The following is an 18,315-nucleotide window of genomic DNA, read 5'->3' as shown; positions in this document are numbered from 1 at the left end:
TTCAAAGTGGTGCCGGCTCGGGAAGTTCCGGGCCCGCCAGCTTTTCAACCCGCACGCTGCTGCGGGAGCCGCAAAGGCATGGAAACGTCACGCGATTGAAGGCAACGCCATGAACTGAAGCGGCGCCCTGGGCCGAACCAACGCAATCGCGATCCTCGTCATCGTTCGCGCGCACGGACCAGGCCGGCCGCCAGAGATTGTTTCCGGGAAAACGTGGTATCCTGCGGAGCAGGGAGAACCACGATCTGCGGTTGGCGGCGGCCATGTCTTCGTCCGAGAGTACGAGTAAAACGACCAGTGAAGCGGCCCGCCGCGAGCGGAGAAGGAGCAATTCCTTACTGTTGGTCCTCGCCGTTGGATTTCTCATTTTTGCCGCCGCGGCCGGCGCGCTTTATTATGCGTTGCGGCCGGACATTCTCCGGATCGCCGTTGGACCGTCCGGCAGCGATGACTACAAAGTCATTCAGGCGATGGCCGACACCTTCGCGAGCGAAAGCCGAACTGTCAGGCTGCTTCCCGTCAAAACCGACGGGGCGGTGGAGTCCCTCGCCCTGCTTGGGGCGGGCAAGGCCGACCTTGCCGTCGGCCGCGCCGATCTGGACATGCCCGCCGAGGCACAGACCGTCGCCGTCGTGCGCAAGAACTTCGTCGTGCTGTGGGCTCCGTCTGGACCTGCCGGCAAGACCTCGAAAAGAAAGCCCTCGCCGAGAATCAAGGAGGTCGCCGATCTCGCAGGGCGCCGCGTCGGCGTGATCGGCCGGACCCCGGTAAACGCCGCATTGCTACGCGTCATCCTGAGCGCCTCCGGAGTGGAGGCGGACAAGGTCGTCGTGACACATTTCGGTACGGACCAGACCGAGGAGCTGGCACGCGATCTTACCATCGATGCATTCATGGCGGTCGGGCCGCTCGACAGCAAAATAACGTCCGATGCCGTGGCTGCAACGGCGCGCTTGCGCGGCGAGCCGAAGTTTCTCGCCATCGAGACATCGGAAGCGATCGCCCTGAAGCATCCGCGGTATGAATCGGAGGAAATTCCGCCCAGCGTCTTCAATGCGGATCCGGCCTGGCCCGGTGACAAGGTTGAAACGGTCAGCGTCAGCCATCTCATCGTCGCGAGAAAGTCCCTGCCTGAAACGACGGTGGCCGCCTTTTTCCGTCAGCTCTTTGCCGTTCGCCAGGCGATTGCAAGGCAGGTCCCGGGTGCTGCGCACATTACCAAGCCTGATGTCGACAAGGACACGGAGCTGCCGGTGCATCGGGGAGCGGCGGCTGTCATCGACGGCAACGAACGTACCTTCCTCGACCGATACGGCGATTACTTCTGGTTCGGGCTGCTGCTTCTCTCCGGGATCGGCTCGGCCGCCGCCTGGTTGCGTCGCTATTTGAATCGCGACGAAAGAGAGGAAACCAACGACCATCGCAAGAGAATCCTGGCCATGGTGTCCAGTGCGCGAACCGCGGGATCGAACCAGGAGCTTCTGGTTCTGCAGCGGGAGGCCGACGCCATCATAGCTGAAACGCTCGAATGCTACGACGACGGCGCTATCGAGGAGGAGGAGCTCGCAGCATTCAGTCTGGTGCTCGGCCTGTTGAGCAGCGCCATCGCGGAGAGACGAGCCGCGCTGCAGCCCGCCAACTTCGAAACCGTTCGAGGCGCGGCGAGCGCGCCGCGAGGTTGAGACGACCGGCGCTGCGACGCATCGCCCGCAAATGCCAACGGATCGAGGGGCGGAGCCGCCTAGATCAACTTCTGCTTGTGTGCACGGGCTTCCGACGCGGTCGAAGTTCTCCGCCCCGACACACATCCTGCCGTCGATCGTGACGCTCTCGTCGCCGTTTCGCTTATTCCATCATTCGGTGCCCGCGCTGTTCGGGAAGAATCGGAACAAAACGGACATTATCGCTCTTAGTCTAGATAGGAGAACTGCTCATGCTGTGCTCAAGGCCGCCACGGGTCATTCGCACGACGCTTGATCTTGCGAACGCAAAGCAGGTCAAGTCCGTTCGAAAGCGCCTCAAGATCTCCGATGCCGATCTGGTCAGGATAGTCGAAAAGATCGGCAACTCTCTGACGGCCATCGAGAAGGAAGTTCAGCTCGAAAAGCTCGAGCTCGTGGAGCAGAGCAGCGCCAAGGATGGACTCAAGGGTGGACTTACGTCCCCCGGATAGATTCAGTTACCCGATCGAAAAGGAGAACTCCGATGAACGGCCTGATTTACCTCATAGGATTAGTCGTCGTGATCGCAGCCATTCTGTCGTTCTTTGGCTTGCGTTGACCGTTCTTCTTGTGCGTTCGCGATGCGCCACCTCTTCCGGGTGAATCCGTTCGCAACTTCGCGTGCATCAAATGGATGATTTGCACCAGGTGAATACCATCATCGCCACGACCATTTGCGCGTTCTTCAAGGGACATCCCGACACGCAGATCGGGACCGAAGAGGCCAAGCTGCTGGCGAAGCAGATTGCCCAGGCGCTGGATGAGGCAGGGCTGCAGATTTCCGCAGTCGATCCGACAAACGCGCCGCGCTAGCTTTTCGGCTGGCACCCGGTGATGTGGCCAGTCGCCGGTTGCGCAGCCGGGCAGCCTTTGCAGGTCCTTCGCGACACAGTCCGATTGCGGTTGATCTTGCTGCGGGGCTCGGGATGCCGGCATTCAAGGCGCGACGGCCTGCTTCAGCCGGAGATCGCGCCTGCTAAGCGGTTTGATCCCTCGGATCGTCCGACGCCATCTCCCCCAGCAGTTTTCCTGCCTCATCGAGCAGTTGCCGGATCGCCCTTCGTTCCGCGATCCGCTCCTGTGTGAAGACGCCAAGCTTGTGCGCGTTGCGGTTTCCCCATGGCGCGCCCGATCCGGGCGCGCCTCCGTGCATACGGCAGCGGAGCTTGCCGCGCACGGCCGGCGCGCGGCAGGCGAGGCCGCCGCGGGTGCCGGCGCCGCAGCGCGGGCTCGCCGCCATCGCGCGCGTGTTGCGGAGGTGACCGGCACTCATGCGGTGGCGCCTTGCATGACGTCGGCCCGATCGCGTTCGCCGACGTTGCGGGACGGGACCGGCCCCGCGTCGATCGCGGTGCCTGGCTCGGCAGCGATCAGATGCGCCTGTTGCGTGACATTCCCTACGATCGCGCTGCCGCCGTCCTGCACCGACAGATTCTGCACCGTGATCGGACGTTCGCCGTTGCCGCGATGGCGGTTGAGAGCCTCCATCTGGGCTGCGAAGGTGCGGGCCAGCCGGGTCAATGTGCGGGCGACGCCTTCCTGCTGCGGGATGCCTTCGGCGAAGGCGAGGCGGCAGGCAAAGCGCATGGTCGCGACGTGGACGGACACCATCTGCGCCGTCAACATGGTCTCGAGGGAATCCCGCGGCGCGATGCCTTTCACCATCGAGATCATGAAGGCGAGATTATCCTCATCGGGCTTCTGCAGGATCACGCTGGCTTTCATCAATTGCTTGAGGATGCCATGCAGAGCGTCTTGATCGGCGGCACCGAGCGCCTCGCCCATCAAGTGCTCGCCGGTCTCCGCGTCCGGATGCTGAATTGCGATCCGTTGTCCGGTGAGCTTGACCCGCGGGGTGGGCCTGCTGCCGTACCTGACGATTGGCGTCGTGCTGTTGCGTGTCATGGCTGTTGTCATGTCGATGTCTCCTTTGAGCCCACGGCACGGGCGAGCAGGCCCCTCTGGTGCGAAGCCGACCCTCTCGGTTGCCGTGCGGCGGTTGCGTTTTCAAATGTCGATGCTGGGCTTGTGCGCGATCGAAGCGAGGCCCACATGACCGTGGAGGCCAGGTTGCTGACGCTAATCGCGATGATGGCATTATGCCCCTGTTTTGCCCGACGAGTCAAAATCGACTTCGTAACATCCGAAAGTCTCTGCCTGGCGTAAGTCCTTGTTCGGACAAGGGCCGTCTACTGTGCATGGGGTTGTTTTCGCATTTTTTTGTTTGGCGGCGGCGCGCACGTGCCGTGCGGCGGAATGCCGGCGCCCAAACGCGATTGCGAAATCCGGGATGGCCGCTATTCATGATCTTTAGATGCGTCGCACCAACAAGCCTGCACAAGCGGCGCTGCTGATGTCTGGGAGAGAGCCAATGCAACGAACCGCCCGCCTGCTGGTCGTCATCGCCGGATTGTGCGCCTCTGCGCTGTCGACGCAGGCCATGGCGCAGAAATATCCGGTGCGGCCGGTCAAGGTCATGGTCGGCTTCAGCGCCGGCGGTCCGGTCGACGTCGTCGCGCGCATCATCGGCGATCGCTTGGGCAACAAGCTCGGGCAGCCCTTCGTGGTGGAGAACCGTGCCGGGGCCAACGGCATGATCGCAGCCGAAGGTGTCGCGCATGCGGACGGCGACGGCTACACCATGCTTGCCTGCAACTCGTCCACCATCACGCTCAACAAGACGCTGTTCAGGGATATCCGCTACGATCCGGAAAAGGACTTCGCGCCGCTGACCACCGTCGTGTCGGCACCGCTGGTGCTCGTGGTCAATCCGGAGAATCCAAAGACGGCTAATATCAAGACCGTCGCCGATCTTGTCGCCGCAGCGAAGGCCGCACCCGGTGCGCTGGCCTACGGCTCGGGCGGCAACGGCAATCTCGCCCATCTCGCCATGGAGCTGCTCAGCCAGAAGGCCGGCATCAAGCTGATCCACGTGCCCTATCGCGGCGGTTCGGCCGCCGAGGTCGGCATCCTCGCCCAAGAGGTGCTGGCGGTGTTCGATCCGCTCTCTGCCGTGCCGCTGGTCAAGGCCGGAAAGTTGCGCGCGCTCGCGGTGTCGTCGGCCGAGCGGCTGCCGTCACTGCCCGATGTGCCGACCGTCGCGGAAGCAGGCTTCCCCGGCTTCGACATCTCGTTCTGGGTCGGCTTCTTCATGCCGAAGTCGACGCCGGCGCCGATCCTGGAGACGCTGCACCGGGAGATCGCCGCGGCAGCCAAGGATCCGGCGGTCGCGGAGAAGCTCGGCTCGCAGGGCGTGGTCAGCGTGCTGACCCCGGCCGAGTACGCCGCGAAGATCGCGAAGGAGACGAAAGAGCTCGCCGAGGTCGTCGCAGCCGCGGAAATCAAGGCGGAGTAGGGGCGCGCCTGCTTCCATCGCTATTCGCCGCCGGTCAGCTGCGCCAGCCGATCGAGCAGCGGGCGTTGTCCTGCGTTGATCTTCCCCCGCGCCTCCTCGAGCGTGAACCAATCGGCAAGATCGACTTCCGGGAAGACTTGCCGTTTGCCGCTGCGCGGTGGCCATTCCATCTCGAATGTGTTGCTGCGAATGCGGCGCACATCGATGTCGAGCTCGGCGGCGAACGCGGTGACGAGCTTGCCGCCGCGCTGCTTGACCTCGCCAAGCGCGATCAGCGGCCCGGACAGCTCGAATCCCAGCTCCTCGGCAAATTCCCGTCGCGCGGCGGCCTCCGCATCTTCTTCGTCCGCATATTCGCCCTTGGGGATCGACCACGCGCCGAGATCCTTGTTGCGCCAGAACGGCCCGCCGGGATGAACGAGAAGGATCTCGATCGCCCGGCGTTTGCGATAGGCGATGATCCCGGCACTCTTCGATGGCATCACAGGTTCCGTGCAAAAGCGGTCCGCTTTGTCTCGGGAAAAAGTGGAACCGGCCGTTTTAGCGCAGGTTAGTAGCCAACGCTTATTTTGATAAAAGGGAGTGAACCATGATCCGCCTGTTGGCAACCACCGCATTGGGGCTGGTGCTGGCGAACGCCGCCTTCGCGCAATCGCCAAGCACGACGAAGTCTGAGCAGACGCCGCAATCCCAATCCAATTCCACGGCGCCAGCGACGACCTCGCCATCCGGCGCGGCCGGCACGCAGCAGACCACATCGCAGCCGCAGCAATCACCGCCGACAGGAACTTCGGCGCAGACGACGCAGAGCACCGCGCCGTCCTCCGGGGCTGCCAATTCCGGATCGGGCACGTCCAATGCTGCGAACAGCACGGACACCTCGCGGCCGCAGAGCGGCACGGCAAGCTCGAACACGACCGGCAACCAGCCCGCGACCCAGCAGGGCGCCAACCCGCCGCCGGCAAACACGAACCAGGCGCAGGATCGGTCCAATCCGCCGCCGGCCAATAGCAATCAGGCCCAGCAGGCGCCCGCTGCATCCGGGACCAACCAGGCTCAGCAGGCGCCGACTGCGCCAACCGGCAATCAGGCGCAGGGCGAGCGGTCCGGAACCAACTCTCAGGCGGCTGCGCAGACCAACGTCAATCTGAACCGCCAGCAGGAGACCAGGATCAGCACCTCGATCTCGCGCCTGAACGTTCGGCCGCTGACCAGCGTCAATTTCTCGCTGAATGTCGGCACGGTGGTGCCGCGCGATGTGCATCTGTCGACACTGCCGCCTGACGTGGTCGAGATCGTGCCGCAATATCGCGGCTACAGCTTCGCGCTGGTGAAGAATGAAATCGTCGTGGTCGATCCGGCGACCTACAAGATCGTGACGGTGCTGCCGTATTCGGGGCAGTCCACGGCAACGACGACCACCCGCGAGCGTAGCGCCAGCAAGTTCTCTGACCGCGATCGCGATGCGATCCGGAAGCATGCGAAAGCTCGTCCCGAAGGCCGGAGCGAACGGCAGACCACCGGTAGCACCGCGCGCACCGAGATCCATGTCGGCGATCGCGTCCCTGATAGCGTCGAGGTCGAGGAATTTCCGAGCACAGTCTACCGTGATGCGCCCGACCTGCGGGAGTACCGCTACATCCATCGCGATACCCGGACTTATGTCATCGAGCCTCGCGAACGACGCGTGATCGAGGAGATCGACTAGTCCGCAGCCGTCGGAAGCCGCCCATCGGGCGGCTTCTCGATCTGTGCGTCAGATCGCCGAACGTTCGCGCGCTGCGATGCGGATGGCGCGAGCCTTGGTGCCCTTCGCCGCGCGGACTGCAATCATGCTCCTCGCCTTGCCGTAGGCCGGGGTTTTCTTGTGGAGCAGGGATACGAACCGCTTGCGCGCGCGGTTGGTCGACAGGCGCGCCGCAAGCTGTTCGGCCTTGCGAATGATGGTCGCGACCGAGGGTGTCAGGTTGACCGGGACCCAGGCGATATCCTTCGCCTTGGAGAGGCTGCCGATGCCCTCGCACGGCGCCTCGCGCGGCAGGTCGATCCTGATCGCGAGCGCCTCCGACCGCTCGGTCCAGTCCTCAGCCTTGGTGCCGGTGATGATGCGGACATAGTCGCGCGTCTCACGTGGCAGCTCGCTCTCCTTGGCGAGCCACTTCTGAACGCGGCCGGGACCGGCATTGTACGCAGCCGCAGCGAGGCCGAGATTGCCGAAATCGTCGCGAAGCTTGCGCAGGAATCTTGCCGATGCGGGCAGCGCCTGCATGGGATCGAAGGGATCGTCGAGCCCGACTTCGGCGGCCGTCCCGGGCATGAACTGCGCCACGCCCTGGGCGCCGGCCTGGCTCACCTCGTTGGACTTGAAGCGGCTCTCCTGCCAGAGCAGGCGGGCAAAGAATGGAACGGGAATGCCGCTGGCCTCGGCGGCCTCGCGAAGCGCGTGGCAAAATCGCTCGGTCGGGGAAACCGGCGCCTGTAGGGCTGGCTCGTCCGCGCGGGGCGGCTCGATCACCTGCTCATGGGCGGCACGCGCGTTGGCGAGCTCGATGGCCTGCACACTTGCGAGGAAGAGTTCGACCACCGGAACAAGTGGGGAGGCCCGATTGTTCTGAATAACGGCGCGGTCGAAAGTTGATGTTTGCCGGGACGCCGACGGATCGAGGTCGCACATCAGAATCATGAACGCGGCGCAAGCCGCGATGACAAATCGCATTTGCGGAGACAACCTCGAACTGTGGGATGAACGGCCAGCGGTGCGCGGCGATAAGGAGTTCTTAACCGTCCGATTGCGGCAAAGCTGCGGTCTCGTCGGTTCCTTCGGTGTTACTACGGTGTTCCCAAACAGAAACTTCCCGCGGTTTCGCGGACCTCTATTTTGCGAATTGGACGAGCGATCATGATGCGATGGATGCTTGGCGCGGTGATGTCGCTGTGGCTCATCTGCCCGGTGCTCGCGGGCAATCTCGATGCAAAAGCCAATCTCGATGCAAAAGCGGTGAATGATGCTGCGCGGCCCGCAAAACAGCCGGCCACCGACAAGCTCAACGCATCGGTGGTGAAGCTTCAGGTCCTGCTCGATCGTGCGCAATTCTCGCCCGGCGAGATCGACGGCAAGCTCGGCGAGAACGCGCAGAAAGCGCTGAAGGCATTTGCCGAGCAGAACGGTATCGCATCCGAGAAGGCAATTGCGCCCGAACTCTGGGACAAGCTGACGGCAGCGAGCGAGGAGTCCATTGTCATCGACTACAAGATCGACGAGGCTGATGTAAAAGGACCTTTCCTGAAGGAGCTGCCGGCCAGGCTCGAGCAGATGAGGTCGCTGAAGGCGCTGAGCTACACCAGCGCGCTCGAGGGGCTCGCCGAGAAATTCCACATGAGCGCGGATCTGCTCAAGGCGCTCAATGCGGGAAAGTCCTTTGACAAGGCCGGCGAGATGATCGTCGTTGCGAATGTTTCCGCGCGAAAGGAGCTGCCGCGCATTGCACGGCTCGAGGTCGACAAGAAACTGGGAACGCTCAAAGCGTTCGATGGGAGTGGTGCTCTGCTCGCGTTCTACCCGGCTTCAATCGGTAGCCCGGATCGTCCGACGCCGAGTGGCACACTCAAGGTCACGAGCACCAACGAGAAGCCGACTTACCACTACAATCCCGAGTACAAGTTCAAGAGCGTTAAATCCAGGGAGCCATTCGACATCAAGCCGGGCCCGAACAATCCGGTGGGATCGTACTGGATCGGGCTGTCGGCGCAGGGCTATGGCATCCATGGGACGGCGGAGCCCGACAGGGTCAGCAAGTCGGCGTCCCACGGCTGCGTCAGGCTGACCAATTGGGACGCCCGCACGCTCGGCGAAAACACCAAGCGCGGTACGCCCGTCGTCTTCCTCGATGCGCCGACGGAATCCTCCTCCAAGCAGAAGAGCAAGACGGCCGGCAAGCGAGCCGCGAACTAGTCCTTGCTAGTCCTTGGGGAAATCCTTGCGCATCGCCATCTCGGCGGCATCGCCCGGCGACAGCACGGTCTGATCGAAGGCCGTTTGCGGCTTCGTCATGATGTCGTAGAGCGAGATGCCCTTGATCGGCTTGCCCATGAGCTCGCGGACGCAGTCGGCGAGCGTGCCGTTGTAGACGAGATAGGGCGGACCCCTGTCCTTCTGCCTCTCGCCCTTCAGCGACGGCCACTTCTTCAGTTCGGCCGGCGCGTCATAGGCGATCGGCGATCCCTCTTTGAACATGCGTTAGGCCCCGGTGGCTAGGATTGCAGGGAATCCTAGGGCTGCCGGGTAAACGCTCGTTAAAGAACTAGTTAAAATCAGCCGGCAATGAAGGCGAGCAGGGTGCCGTTGGCCTTGGCCGGCGGCACACAGATCGCAGCCCCGCTGCGCACCGCTGCCGAACCCAGCGCTTTTTCGGTCGCCGCCAGATCGCCGCTGACGAGCACAAGCGCCGCGCCGCCGCGCTCGGAGAGGCCGGCGAGCGGCACGCCCGGATAGCGTTTGGCGAGCTGGTCCAGCGTGAGATAGACGAAGTCGGCCCGATCGCCGCCAGAGGGCACCGTGACCGCGCCATCGGCCTCGGCGGTCGGTTCGCGGTCGATCAGCCTGCCGAGATGCGCGGCGTCCTTTGCCGGTTCCGGCGTTGCGATCAGCGTCTGCCTGATCCGCTTCGCCGCATTGGCGTGTTTCATCAATTCAGGAATCCAAACCGTCTCACGCGTCTTGTGCTGGCAGGCGAAGATGCGTACCCTGCCGGGCGCTTCCGCGGTCGGCCACATGAAGGTGCGGAATTTTGCCGCCGAGACCGTGCCGTTGGGCAAGGTTACCGGGCGCTCGAAATCGGTCGGGCCGATCGGCGTGAACCCTCGTGCGCGGATCTCCTCCGCGCCTTCAGCGGAATCGACCGCGGTGAAGGCGATGCGCTCGATGCCTTCGCCGCGCTTGTCGAGGAAGGCGCGCGCCGGCGCGTTGTGCTCGGTCGCCGCGAGCACGCCCAGCAGCTCCATATAATCAGGGTCGAACATGATGGTGTAATTGCCGGTGCCCATATGCGCGCTATGGGTGCCGCGCGGCGACACGGTGAAGCCGAGCTGCCGATAGTTCTCGGCGGCCTTTTCGAGGTCCTGAACCATGACCACAGCGTGGTCGATACCGATGACGTTCTTGAGAGCCACTGTTCTTTCCCCGCGCATGCAAATGACTTTGGGCCGCGTCGGCGGCCGCTGGTCCTGTCTACGCCGGATGGGCGGTCAAGTCATTTTCAATTCGGTAGGAGATGCGGAATTTCATTCCGCGAAATGATCTGTCGCCGCACGGGCAGCATCAGCGGGCCTGCTCAAGATAGGCGGCGAGGATCGCGCGCTCCTCGCCGGTCATTTCGGTGATGTTGCCCGGCGGCATCGCATTGGACCAGGCCGCGACGCGGCCGATCAGGCGGATGTTGCGATGGATGTGCTCGGGCGCATCGAGCAAGATGCCCTTCGGCGCGGTCACGATGCCGGCCCAGACCGGCTCGGCGGCGTGGCACATGCTGCAACGGGACGTCACGATCTCCTCGACAGCGGCAAGGGTCGGCTGTGTCGGCAGTGCGCCGGACTTGACCTCGCGCGGTCCTGCGGCGGAGAGGAAGAGGATCGCAATCACGCCGATTGCCGCGACGCTCCACACCCACCACGGCGATTTGCGCCCCGCGTGGCGCTCGTTGAAGAAGTGGCGGATCACGGGGCCCAGCGCCAGGATGATGGCGACGATGATCCAGTTGAAGCGCGTGGCGTAGACCAGGGGATAGTGGTTGCTGATCATCAGCACGACCACGGGCAGCGTCAGGTAGTTGTTGTGGACCGAGCGCTCCTTGCTGGCTTTGCCGAGCCTTGGATCCGGCGTCTGTCCCGCGATCAGGCTGGCCACGATCTTCTTCTGGTTCGGGATGATCAGCGCGAAGACGTTGGCGACCATGATGGTGCCGATGATCGCGCCGATCTGGTTGAAAGCGCCACGGCCGCTCAGCACATGGGTGAAGGCATAGGTCAGCGCGACCAGGAACAGATAGCCGCCGATAGCGAAGGGCAGCTCGCGCTGGGCAAGCCCGGTGCGGCAGGCCGCTTCATAGAGCAGCCACGCCAGAGCCAGGCTCGCAAGGCTGAACAGGCCGGCCTGGAACGGCGTGAGATCGGCGACCGACTTGTCGACCAGGAACAGATCGGCCTCGAGATAATACACCACCACCATCAGCGCGAAGCCGGACAGCCAGGTGGTGTAGGCCTCCCATTTGAACCAGGTCAGCTCGTCCGGCATTTGGTTTGGAGCCACCAGATATTTCATGATCCGGTAGAAGCCGCCGCCATGGACCTGCCAGGCTTCGCCCTGGACGCCGTCGGGCAGGTCACTCGTTCGGTTGCCCTTGGGCCTGAGGCTGAGGTCGAGGGCGATGAAATAGAAGGAACTGCCGATCCAGGCGATCGCCGCCACCACGTGGAGCCAGCGCAGCAGCAGGCTCGCCCATTCCGATATGATGGATCCCCACATGATCATCCCGTCAATTGCGACAGCGATGCCGCAGCTTTGATGACCGCAACCCCCGCCCATACAATGTGTCGCACCTATCCGCGGTGTTTTCCAGTACGATGGGCGCAGCTGATGCACATCGTGCGGGCATCGGGTGACGTGGGATGCGGCAGAGCTTCGACCTGCCGCGGTGGTATCGATGCTCGAGATTGCTGGCCGGGAGGACAATTTGAAGAGCAGAATTTTGTCCGTCGCGATATTCGCGGGGCTACTGATTGCTACCGGTGCGCAGGCCGAGCCGGTGTTGCAGGGCAAGGACGCTTATGGCGATTGGCGGGCCGACAAGCCCGGCACGGTCAGGCTGATCCGGCCGCAGGATCTGGTCAGGCCCGGCGCCACGCGCTCGGTTGCGAGCTGGTCGCGCGTGGTGCCGCGCCCGGCCGAGGCTGCGCTTCAGGTGCCGGCAGGCTTCAAGATCGAGCTGTTCGCCGAAGGCCTGCGCGCGCCACGCATCGTGCGGGTGGCGCCGAACGGCGACGTCTTTGTCGCGGAGACTCGGGCAGGCACCATCCGTGTGCTTCGTGCCGGGGAGGGCAACAAGCTCGCGACCAATGAGGTGTTCGCCAGCGGACTGAGGCAACCGTTCGGCATCGCCTTCTTCCCGAACGGTGACAATCCGCAATGGGTCTATGTCGCCAACACGGACAGTGTCGTCCGCTTTCCCTATCAGGCGGGCGATCTCAAGGCGCGCGGCAAGGCGGTGACGATCGTGGCAAGCCTGTCGCATGACGGCGGTCATTCCACCCGCGACATCGTCTTCACGCCCGACAATAAGCGTATGCTGGTCTCCGTCGGCTCGCTCAGCAACGTTGCGGAAGGCATCGGCATGCCGCCGGGCGGGATGGAGGCGTGGGCGAAAACGCAACCGCTCGGCGCGGCCTGGGCCAGCGAGACCGAACGCGCGGCGGTGCTGGCATTCAATCCCGATGGCAAGGAGCGGAAGATCTACGCCACCGGCATCCGCAATTGCGTCGGGCTTGCGATCCAGCCGCAGACCGGTCTGCCCTGGTGCTCGACCAACGAGCGCGACGGGCTCGGCGACGATCTCGTTCCTGATTACGTGACCAGCGTGAAGGAAGGCGCATTCTACGGCTGGCCCTGGTTCTATATCGGCGACAACGAAGACCCACGCCATGCCGGTGCGCGGCCGGATATCAAGGACAAGGTGACGATCCCCGACGTGCTGGTGCAGCCGCACTCGGCCTCGCTCGGCATGGCCTTCTATCAGGGCACGCACTTTCCGCCCGAGTATCAGAGCGACGCCTTCGCCGCCGAGCACGGCTCCTGGAACCGGTCGAAGCGCACCGGCTACAAGGTGATCCGCATCCGGATGAAGGACGGTAAGCCGACGGGAGAGTACGAGGATTTCGTCACGGGCTTTGTCGTCAGCGACACGGAGGTGTGGGGCAGGCCGGTGGGAGTGGCCGTGGCGAAGGATGGATCGCTGCTGGTGTCGGAGGACGGCAACGGCGCGATCTGGCGGGTGACGCACGCGCCGCAGTGACGGTGCACCCTCTCCCCTTGCGGGATAGGGTGGCTTCGCGATAGCGAAGCCGGGTGAGGTATGTCTCCGCGAATCCATCTCGCTATGAGTGCGTGGAAAGAACCCCTCATTCCGGCGCTTCGCGCCACCTTCTCCCGCAAGGGGAGAAGGGAAGAGGCACCGCTCTTGCGGCTTCTACCCCCGTCTCACGCTCGCTCCACCATCCACCGGCAGCGTCACGCCCGTAATGAAGTTCGCCTCATCGGACGCCAAAAACAGCGCGGCGTTGGCGACGTCCCAGCCGGTGCCCATTTTCTTGCGCAGCGGCACCTTGCTGTCGCGTTCGGCTTCGACCTCGGCGCGGGTCTTGTGCCATTCGCGGGCGCGGGTGTCGACGGCCATCGGCGTGTTCATCAGGCCGGGCAGGATGACGTTGGCACGGATGCCGTATTCGGCATTCTGATAGGCGAGCTGTTCGGTGAAAGCGATCATCGCCGACTTCGTCGCCTTGTAGGCGACATAGGGATAATTCGTGATCGCCGCCATCGAGGAGATGTTGATGATGGCGCCGCTTCCTTGCGCGCGCATGATCGGGATCACCTCTTTCGCTGCGAGAATGCAGCTTTTCAGATTGATGGCGACGACACGGTCGAACGCTTCCTCGGTCAGTTGCAGCAGCTCGGCATCGCCGCCGGACAGGCTGACGCCGACATTGTTGTGCAGCACGTCGATCCGGCCCCAGCGCGACTGCGCGTCCTTAACCATCGCCTTGATGTCGGCCGACTTCGTGACGTCGGCCTTGAAGGCCGCGGCGGTGCCATGTTTCGCGGTGATCATCGCAACCGTTTCCTGCGCCGATTCCAGATGATGATCGACGCACAAGACCTTTGCGCCCTCGCGCGCGAAGGTCAGCGCGGTGGCGCGGCCATTGCCCATGCCTTCGCCGGGGCTTTGCCCGGCTCCGACGACGATGGCGACCTTGTCCTTCAAGCGCATCTCGGTTCACTCCCTGATCCCGGACTTCTCATTATTTTCGTGCAGATTAGCAATCGCCCCGACCGGAGAGAAGGGCGCGGCTTTTGCGTTCATGTCATTGACATCGCATGGATTTGCATGTTGCGCCGGCCCAATGCGCATGGCTGGCCCTCGCGGTTCAGGAACCGTTCTGAGGTCGCAGCGTTTGTTGCGGAGCCTTTCCCGCGCTAGGCTCTGTCTTGGGGCTTCCCAACCGCCAGTGGCTTGCCGATGAATCTGCTCGACCCACAAGGGCCCGTGGCTGCGGCCAACAGCACGATTCTGGTCGATTCCGTCTTCATCATGCTCGTGATCGTGGTGCCGACCATTTTCGCGATTCTCGGCTTTGCGTTCTGGTTTCGCGCCTCGAATCCAAAAGCGCGCTACCAGCCTGACTTCGTCTATTCCGGCCGCGTCGAGATGGTGGTGTGGGCGATCCCTGCGCTCACCGTCATCCTGCTCGGCGGCGTCGCCTGGATCGGCTCGCATCAGCTCGATCCCGCAGCACCGGTGCCGGGGACTGGAAGCCCGGTGCGGATCCAAGCGGTTTCGCTCGACTGGAAATGGCTGTTCATCTATCCGGACCAGCGCATCGCCACCGTCAACACGCTGACCGTGCCGGCCGGCGCCGAGCTGAACTTTCAGCTGACGTCGTCGAGCGTGATGAACACGTTCTTCATCCCGCAGCTCGGCAGCATGATCTACACCATGAACGGCATGGTGACGAAGCTGAACCTGCGCGCCGACAACGAAGGCAAGCTGCAGGGGTTGTCCGCGCATTTCTCCGGCGACGGCTTTCCCGACATGATGTTCGACGTCAACGTGGTCTCGCCGCTCGCCTTTCCGGAATGGGTGGCGACCACGGCGAAGACCGATGCCGTGCTGAATGAGGACAGCTACAAGAAGCTGATGCAGCAGGGCGTCGAGAAGGGCAGGCCGATCTATCGCCTGGAAGATCCCCGCCTGTTCGATCTGATCGCGACCCAGCACATTCCGCCGGGACCGGGGCCGGAACTGCTCTCCGATGCAGGCCGTCCGCACAGTGGAGGCCATGATGCTCGGTAAGCTCGATTGGTCGGCGATTCCGTTCGATCAGCCCATCCCGCTGGTCGCGGGCGCAGTGGTGCTGGTCGCGATCCTGGGCGTGCTGACCTGGGTCGTGGTGAAGGGGCATCTGCCCTATCTCTGGAGCGAATGGATCACCAGCGTCGATCACAAGCGCATCGGCGTCATGTATATTCTACTGGCCTCGGTGATGCTGCTGCGCGGTGGCAGCGACGCCATCATGATGCGGATCCAGCAGGCCGTCGCCTACCAGTCGCAGGGCTACCTGCCGCCGGAGCACTACAACCAGATCTTCTCGGCGCACGGCACCATCATGATCTTCTTCGTGGCAATGCCGTTCGTGATCGGGCTGATGAACCTGATCGTGCCGCTCCAGCTCGGCGTGCGCGACGTCGCTTTCCCGACGCTCAATTCGGTCGGCTTCTGGCTGACCGCGACCGGTGCGCTGCTGGTCAATCTCTCGCTCGTGGTCGGCGAGTTCGCGCGCACCGGCTGGCTCGCTTTTCCGCCGCTGTCGGAGCTGTCCTATTCGCCCGGCGTCGGCGTCGACTATTACGCCTGGTCGCTGCAGATCTCGGGCGTCGGCACGCTGGTGGCCGGCATCAATCTCGTCACCACGGTGCTGAAGCTGCGCACCAAGGGCATGAATTATCTGCGCATGCCGATGTTCTGCTGGACCACGCTGGCCTCGAACCTCCTCATCGTTGCAGCCTTCCCGATCCTTACCGCCACGCTCGCGATGCTGCTGCTCGACCGTTACCTCGGCTTCCACTTCTTCACCAACGAGGCCGGCGGCAACGTCATGATGTTCATGAACCTGATCTGGGCCTGGGGACATCCGGAGGTCTACATCCTGGTGCTGCCGGCGTTCGGCATCTTCTCTGAGGTGGTCTCGACCTTCTCCGGCAAGGGGCTGTTCGGCTATCGCTCGATGGTGCTCGCGACCATGGCGATCTGCGTCATCTCCTTCATGGTCTGGCTGCATCATTTCTTCACGATGGGGGCAGGGCCGGACGTCAATGCCATCTTCGGCATCGCCAGCATGATCATTGCGGTGCCGACCGGGGTGAAGATCTACAACTGGCTGTTCACGATGTATGGCGGCCGCATCCGCTTCGCGACGCCGATGCTGTGGGCGGTCGGCTTCATGGTGACATTCATAGTAGGTGGACTGACGGGCGTCCTGCTCGCGGTGCCACCGGCTGACTTCATGCTCCACAACAGCATGTTCCTGGTGGCGCATTTCCACAACGTCATCATCGGCGGCGTGCTGTTCGGCGCCTTCGCCGGCTTCGAATACTGGTTTCCCAAGGCGTTTGGCTTCCGCCTCGACGAACGCTGGGGCAAGCTGGCGTTCTGGTTCACCTTCCTCGGCTTCTTCATCACTTTCATCCCGCTCTACATTGCCGGCATGCTCGGCATGACCCGGCGCATGCAGCATTACGACGTTGCGGCGTGGCGGCCCTGGATGATCGTTGCAGCAATTGGCATGGCCGTGCTGACGATCGGGGTGATCTGCCAGATCGTGCAGCTCGTGGTCAGCATCCGCAACCGCGAGGCGCTGCGCGACCGCACCGGCGATCCCTGGGACGGCCGCTCGCTGGAATGGGCGACCTCGTCGCCGCCGCCGGTGTTCAACTTCGCCTTCAATCCCGATGTGCGCGGCGAGGACGCCTATTGGGACATGAAGGTCCATGCCCAGCAGCAATCGCTCGAACGCGACAGGCCGGAATATCAGGACATCGAGATGCCCCGGAATTCTCCCACCGGTTTCGTCTGCGCGTTCTTTGCCACCATCATGGGCTTTGCACTGATCTGGCACATCTGGTGGATGGTGATTTTGGGCGGCCTCGGCGCGTTCGCGACCTTCGTCGTGTTCGCCTGGCGCGATCATGACGAATACGTCATTCCCGCGGAGGAGGTCGCCGCGATCGACCGCGTCAATCTCGAGGAACGACGCGGCCTCATCAGCATGGCGGGGGCGGTCTGATGGCGATGACGGCGACCGCCGGCCACGCGCATGCCGATCCCCATCACATCGGGCTCGTCATCGAGCATCCCGGACCCGCTTCGAAGCGGATCGTGACCGCCTACGGCTTCTGGGTCTTCCTGCTCTCCGACATCGTGATGTTCTCCTGCTTCTTCGCGGCCTATGCGGTGCTGTCTGGCCAGACGGCCGGCGGCCCGAAGGGCTCGGAGTTATTCGAGCAGAGGAACGTCGCGATCGAGACGGTCTGCCTGCTGTTGTCGAGCTTTACCTGCGGCATGGCCAGCATTGCCGCCGACGTGCGCAACCGGTTCTGGTTCTATCTCGGCATGGCCGTGACTTGTCTGTTGGGACTCATATTCCTGGCGATCGAATTCCGCGAATTCGCCGACCTCGTCGCGCGCGGCTATGGCCCGTCGCGCAGCGCGTTCCTGACCGCGTTCTTCTCGCTGGTCGGCTGCCACGGCCTGCATGTCTCGGCCGGCGTGCTGTGGCTCCTCACCATGATGGCCCAGGTGTTCGCGAAAGGCTTTCGCGCCGACGTCCTGCGCCGGATGATGTGCTTTGCGCTGTTCTGGCACGCGCTCGACATCGTCTGGGTCGGGGTGTTCTCCGTCGTCTATTTGCTTGGGAGTGCCGCATGAGCGATCAGAGCCACGCGCGGAGCGACCACGACCTCGCGCCGGGCGAGGAAGAGCAACACAGTGTCGGCACCCGTATTCTTGGCTACGTCGTCGGCCTTGTCCTGGCGCTGCTGCTCACGGCGACGTCGTTCTTCATCGCCGGCACCGATCTGGTCTGGCAGCCCTCCATCCCCGTCGCGCTGATCGTGCTGGCGATTGCGCAGATGGGTGTGCATCTGGTGTTCTTCCTGCACATCACGACCGGCCCCGACAACACGAACAACGTGCTGGCGCTGGCCTTCGGCCTGCTGGTGGTCTTCCTGGTGGTGGGCGGCACGGTCTGGATCATGGCGCATCTGAATGCGAACATGCCGCCGATGGACCAGATCATGCGGATGCAGTGAAAGGACCGCCCAAAAAAGAAGAGCCGCTTGTTGTGACAAGCGGCCCAAGTCTAGGGAGGAAACGCCCAAGCAAGGCAATCAGGCCGGAGCCGGATTGCTGCCAA

20 protein-coding genes are annotated in these 18,315 nt (G+C 63.4%); 11 read left to right on the top strand and 9 right to left on the bottom strand.

All coding sequences use genetic code 11. From position 1 onward, the window contains the following. Position 1: 1 nt before the first annotated feature. Entirely contained in the window at positions 2–265 is a 264-nt protein-coding gene (locus GA0061098_RS44130) for a hypothetical protein (RefSeq protein ID WP_129590981.1), read from the bottom strand. Here GA0061098_RS44130 and GA0061098_RS28785 point away from each other — a divergent pair. From GA0061098_RS28785 to GA0061098_RS28775, 3 genes are all read left to right on the top strand, one after another. Continuing rightward, positions 264–1,682, top strand: coding sequence for a TAXI family TRAP transporter solute-binding subunit (locus GA0061098_RS28785; RefSeq protein WP_091964624.1), 1,419 nt, complete (start codon positions 264–266; stop codon positions 1,680–1,682). The two genes, GA0061098_RS44130 and GA0061098_RS28785, sit on opposite strands and share 2 nt — an antisense overlap. 251 nt (positions 1,683–1,933) lie before the next feature. After that, positions 1,934–2,173, top strand: a complete 240-nt coding sequence (locus GA0061098_RS28780) for a DUF3606 domain-containing protein (protein ID WP_049801728.1) — start codon at positions 1,934–1,936, stop codon at positions 2,171–2,173. Positions 2,174–2,351: 178 nt separating this feature from the next. Continuing rightward, complete coding sequence (locus GA0061098_RS28775) at positions 2,352–2,534, top strand: hypothetical protein (protein WP_091964622.1); 183 nt, start codon at positions 2,352–2,354, stop codon at positions 2,532–2,534. A 163-nt stretch (positions 2,535–2,697) separates the two neighbouring features. On the opposite strand, the gene GA0061098_RS28770 is transcribed toward GA0061098_RS28775, so the two are convergent. Beyond that, a complete protein-coding gene (locus GA0061098_RS28770; protein WP_091964620.1) occupies positions 2,698–2,994 on the bottom strand; it encodes an HGGxSTG domain-containing protein in 297 nt (98 codons plus the stop codon). Next, on the bottom strand, positions 2,991–3,638 hold the full coding sequence (locus GA0061098_RS28765; protein WP_165637675.1) for a hypothetical protein: 648 nt from the start codon (positions 3,636–3,638) through the stop codon (positions 2,991–2,993). Before GA0061098_RS28765 ends, GA0061098_RS28770 begins: the two co-directional genes overlap by 4 nt. 454 nt (positions 3,639–4,092) lie before the next feature. Between GA0061098_RS28765 and GA0061098_RS28760 the strand changes: the two genes are divergently transcribed. Next, positions 4,093–5,076, top strand: a complete 984-nt coding sequence (locus GA0061098_RS28760) for a Bug family tripartite tricarboxylate transporter substrate binding protein (RefSeq protein WP_091964840.1) — start codon at positions 4,093–4,095, stop codon at positions 5,074–5,076. Between the two features lie 20 nt (positions 5,077–5,096). On the opposite strand, the gene GA0061098_RS28755 is transcribed toward GA0061098_RS28760, so the two are convergent. Then, complete coding sequence (locus GA0061098_RS28755; RefSeq protein ID WP_091964617.1) at positions 5,097–5,558, bottom strand: NUDIX hydrolase; 462 nt, start codon at positions 5,556–5,558, stop codon at positions 5,097–5,099. Between the two features lie 107 nt (positions 5,559–5,665). Here GA0061098_RS28755 and GA0061098_RS28750 point away from each other — a divergent pair, with 107 nt between their 5' ends. Then, positions 5,666–6,784, top strand: coding sequence for a DUF1236 domain-containing protein (locus tag GA0061098_RS28750; RefSeq protein ID WP_091964615.1), 1,119 nt, complete (start codon positions 5,666–5,668; stop codon positions 6,782–6,784). 48 nt (positions 6,785–6,832) lie between these two features. Here the strand turns inward: GA0061098_RS28750 and GA0061098_RS28745 are convergent, their stop codons facing one another. Further along, on the bottom strand, positions 6,833–7,792 hold the full coding sequence (locus GA0061098_RS28745; RefSeq protein ID WP_091964613.1) for a lytic transglycosylase domain-containing protein: 960 nt from the start codon (positions 7,790–7,792) through the stop codon (positions 6,833–6,835). A 183-nt stretch (positions 7,793–7,975) separates the two neighbouring features. Between GA0061098_RS28745 and GA0061098_RS28740 the strand changes: the two genes are divergently transcribed. After that, the gene (locus tag GA0061098_RS28740; RefSeq protein ID WP_091964611.1) at positions 7,976–9,028 is read left to right on the top strand and encodes a L,D-transpeptidase family protein; all 1,053 of its coding nucleotides are present in this window, start codon (positions 7,976–7,978) and stop codon (positions 9,026–9,028) included. Between the two features lie 6 nt (positions 9,029–9,034). On the opposite strand, the gene GA0061098_RS28735 is transcribed toward GA0061098_RS28740, so the two are convergent. The 3 genes from GA0061098_RS28735 to GA0061098_RS28725 form a co-directional block, all read right to left on the bottom strand. Further along, positions 9,035–9,310 (bottom strand): hypothetical protein, encoded by a 276-nt coding sequence (locus GA0061098_RS28735; RefSeq protein WP_091964609.1) that lies wholly within the window; start codon positions 9,308–9,310, stop codon positions 9,035–9,037. Positions 9,311–9,387: 77 nt separating this feature from the next. Then, positions 9,388–10,245, bottom strand: coding sequence for a VOC family protein (locus GA0061098_RS28730; protein WP_091964607.1), 858 nt, complete (start codon positions 10,243–10,245; stop codon positions 9,388–9,390). A 148-nt stretch (positions 10,246–10,393) separates the two neighbouring features. Further along, positions 10,394–11,596, bottom strand: a complete 1,203-nt coding sequence (locus tag GA0061098_RS28725) for a urate hydroxylase PuuD (RefSeq protein ID WP_165637674.1) — start codon at positions 11,594–11,596, stop codon at positions 10,394–10,396. A 178-nt stretch (positions 11,597–11,774) separates the two neighbouring features. On the opposite strand from GA0061098_RS28725, the gene GA0061098_RS28720 reads away from it, so the two are divergent. Then, the gene (locus GA0061098_RS28720) at positions 11,775–13,139 is read left to right on the top strand and encodes a PQQ-dependent sugar dehydrogenase (RefSeq protein WP_245323671.1); all 1,365 of its coding nucleotides are present in this window, start codon (positions 11,775–11,777) and stop codon (positions 13,137–13,139) included. Between the two features lie 174 nt (positions 13,140–13,313). On the opposite strand, the gene GA0061098_RS28715 is transcribed toward GA0061098_RS28720, so the two are convergent. Next, positions 13,314–14,114, bottom strand: a complete 801-nt coding sequence (locus GA0061098_RS28715) for an SDR family NAD(P)-dependent oxidoreductase (RefSeq protein ID WP_018322689.1) — start codon at positions 14,112–14,114, stop codon at positions 13,314–13,316. A gap of 249 nt (positions 14,115–14,363) precedes the next feature. Here GA0061098_RS28715 and GA0061098_RS28710 point away from each other — a divergent pair, with 249 nt between their 5' ends. The 4 genes from GA0061098_RS28710 to cyoD are packed head-to-tail and all read left to right on the top strand — an operon-like array spanning position 14,364 to position 18,211. Then, positions 14,364–15,197, top strand: a complete 834-nt coding sequence (locus GA0061098_RS28710; RefSeq protein ID WP_091964603.1) for a cytochrome ubiquinol oxidase subunit II family protein — start codon at positions 14,364–14,366, stop codon at positions 15,195–15,197. Beyond that, positions 15,187–17,187: a cytochrome o ubiquinol oxidase subunit I gene (gene cyoB / locus GA0061098_RS28705; protein WP_091964836.1), complete on the top strand. Its 2,001-nt coding sequence runs from the start codon at positions 15,187–15,189 to the stop codon at positions 17,185–17,187. The genes GA0061098_RS28710 and cyoB overlap by 11 nt, the downstream gene beginning before the upstream one ends. Next, the gene (locus GA0061098_RS28700) at positions 17,187–17,828 is read left to right on the top strand and encodes a cytochrome (ubi)quinol oxidase subunit III (RefSeq protein WP_091964601.1); all 642 of its coding nucleotides are present in this window, start codon (positions 17,187–17,189) and stop codon (positions 17,826–17,828) included. Before cyoB ends, GA0061098_RS28700 begins: the two co-directional genes overlap by 1 nt. Beyond that, a complete protein-coding gene (gene cyoD / locus GA0061098_RS28695; protein WP_018322693.1) occupies positions 17,825–18,211 on the top strand; it encodes a cytochrome o ubiquinol oxidase subunit IV in 387 nt (128 codons plus the stop codon). The genes GA0061098_RS28700 and cyoD overlap by 4 nt, the downstream gene beginning before the upstream one ends. Positions 18,212–18,315: the final 104 nt, after the last annotated feature.

The organism is Bradyrhizobium shewense (genome assembly GCF_900094605.1).
Classification (GTDB): Bacteria; Pseudomonadota; Alphaproteobacteria; order Rhizobiales; family Xanthobacteraceae; genus Bradyrhizobium; species Bradyrhizobium shewense.
This window is presented reverse-complemented; position numbering and strand designations above follow the sequence as displayed.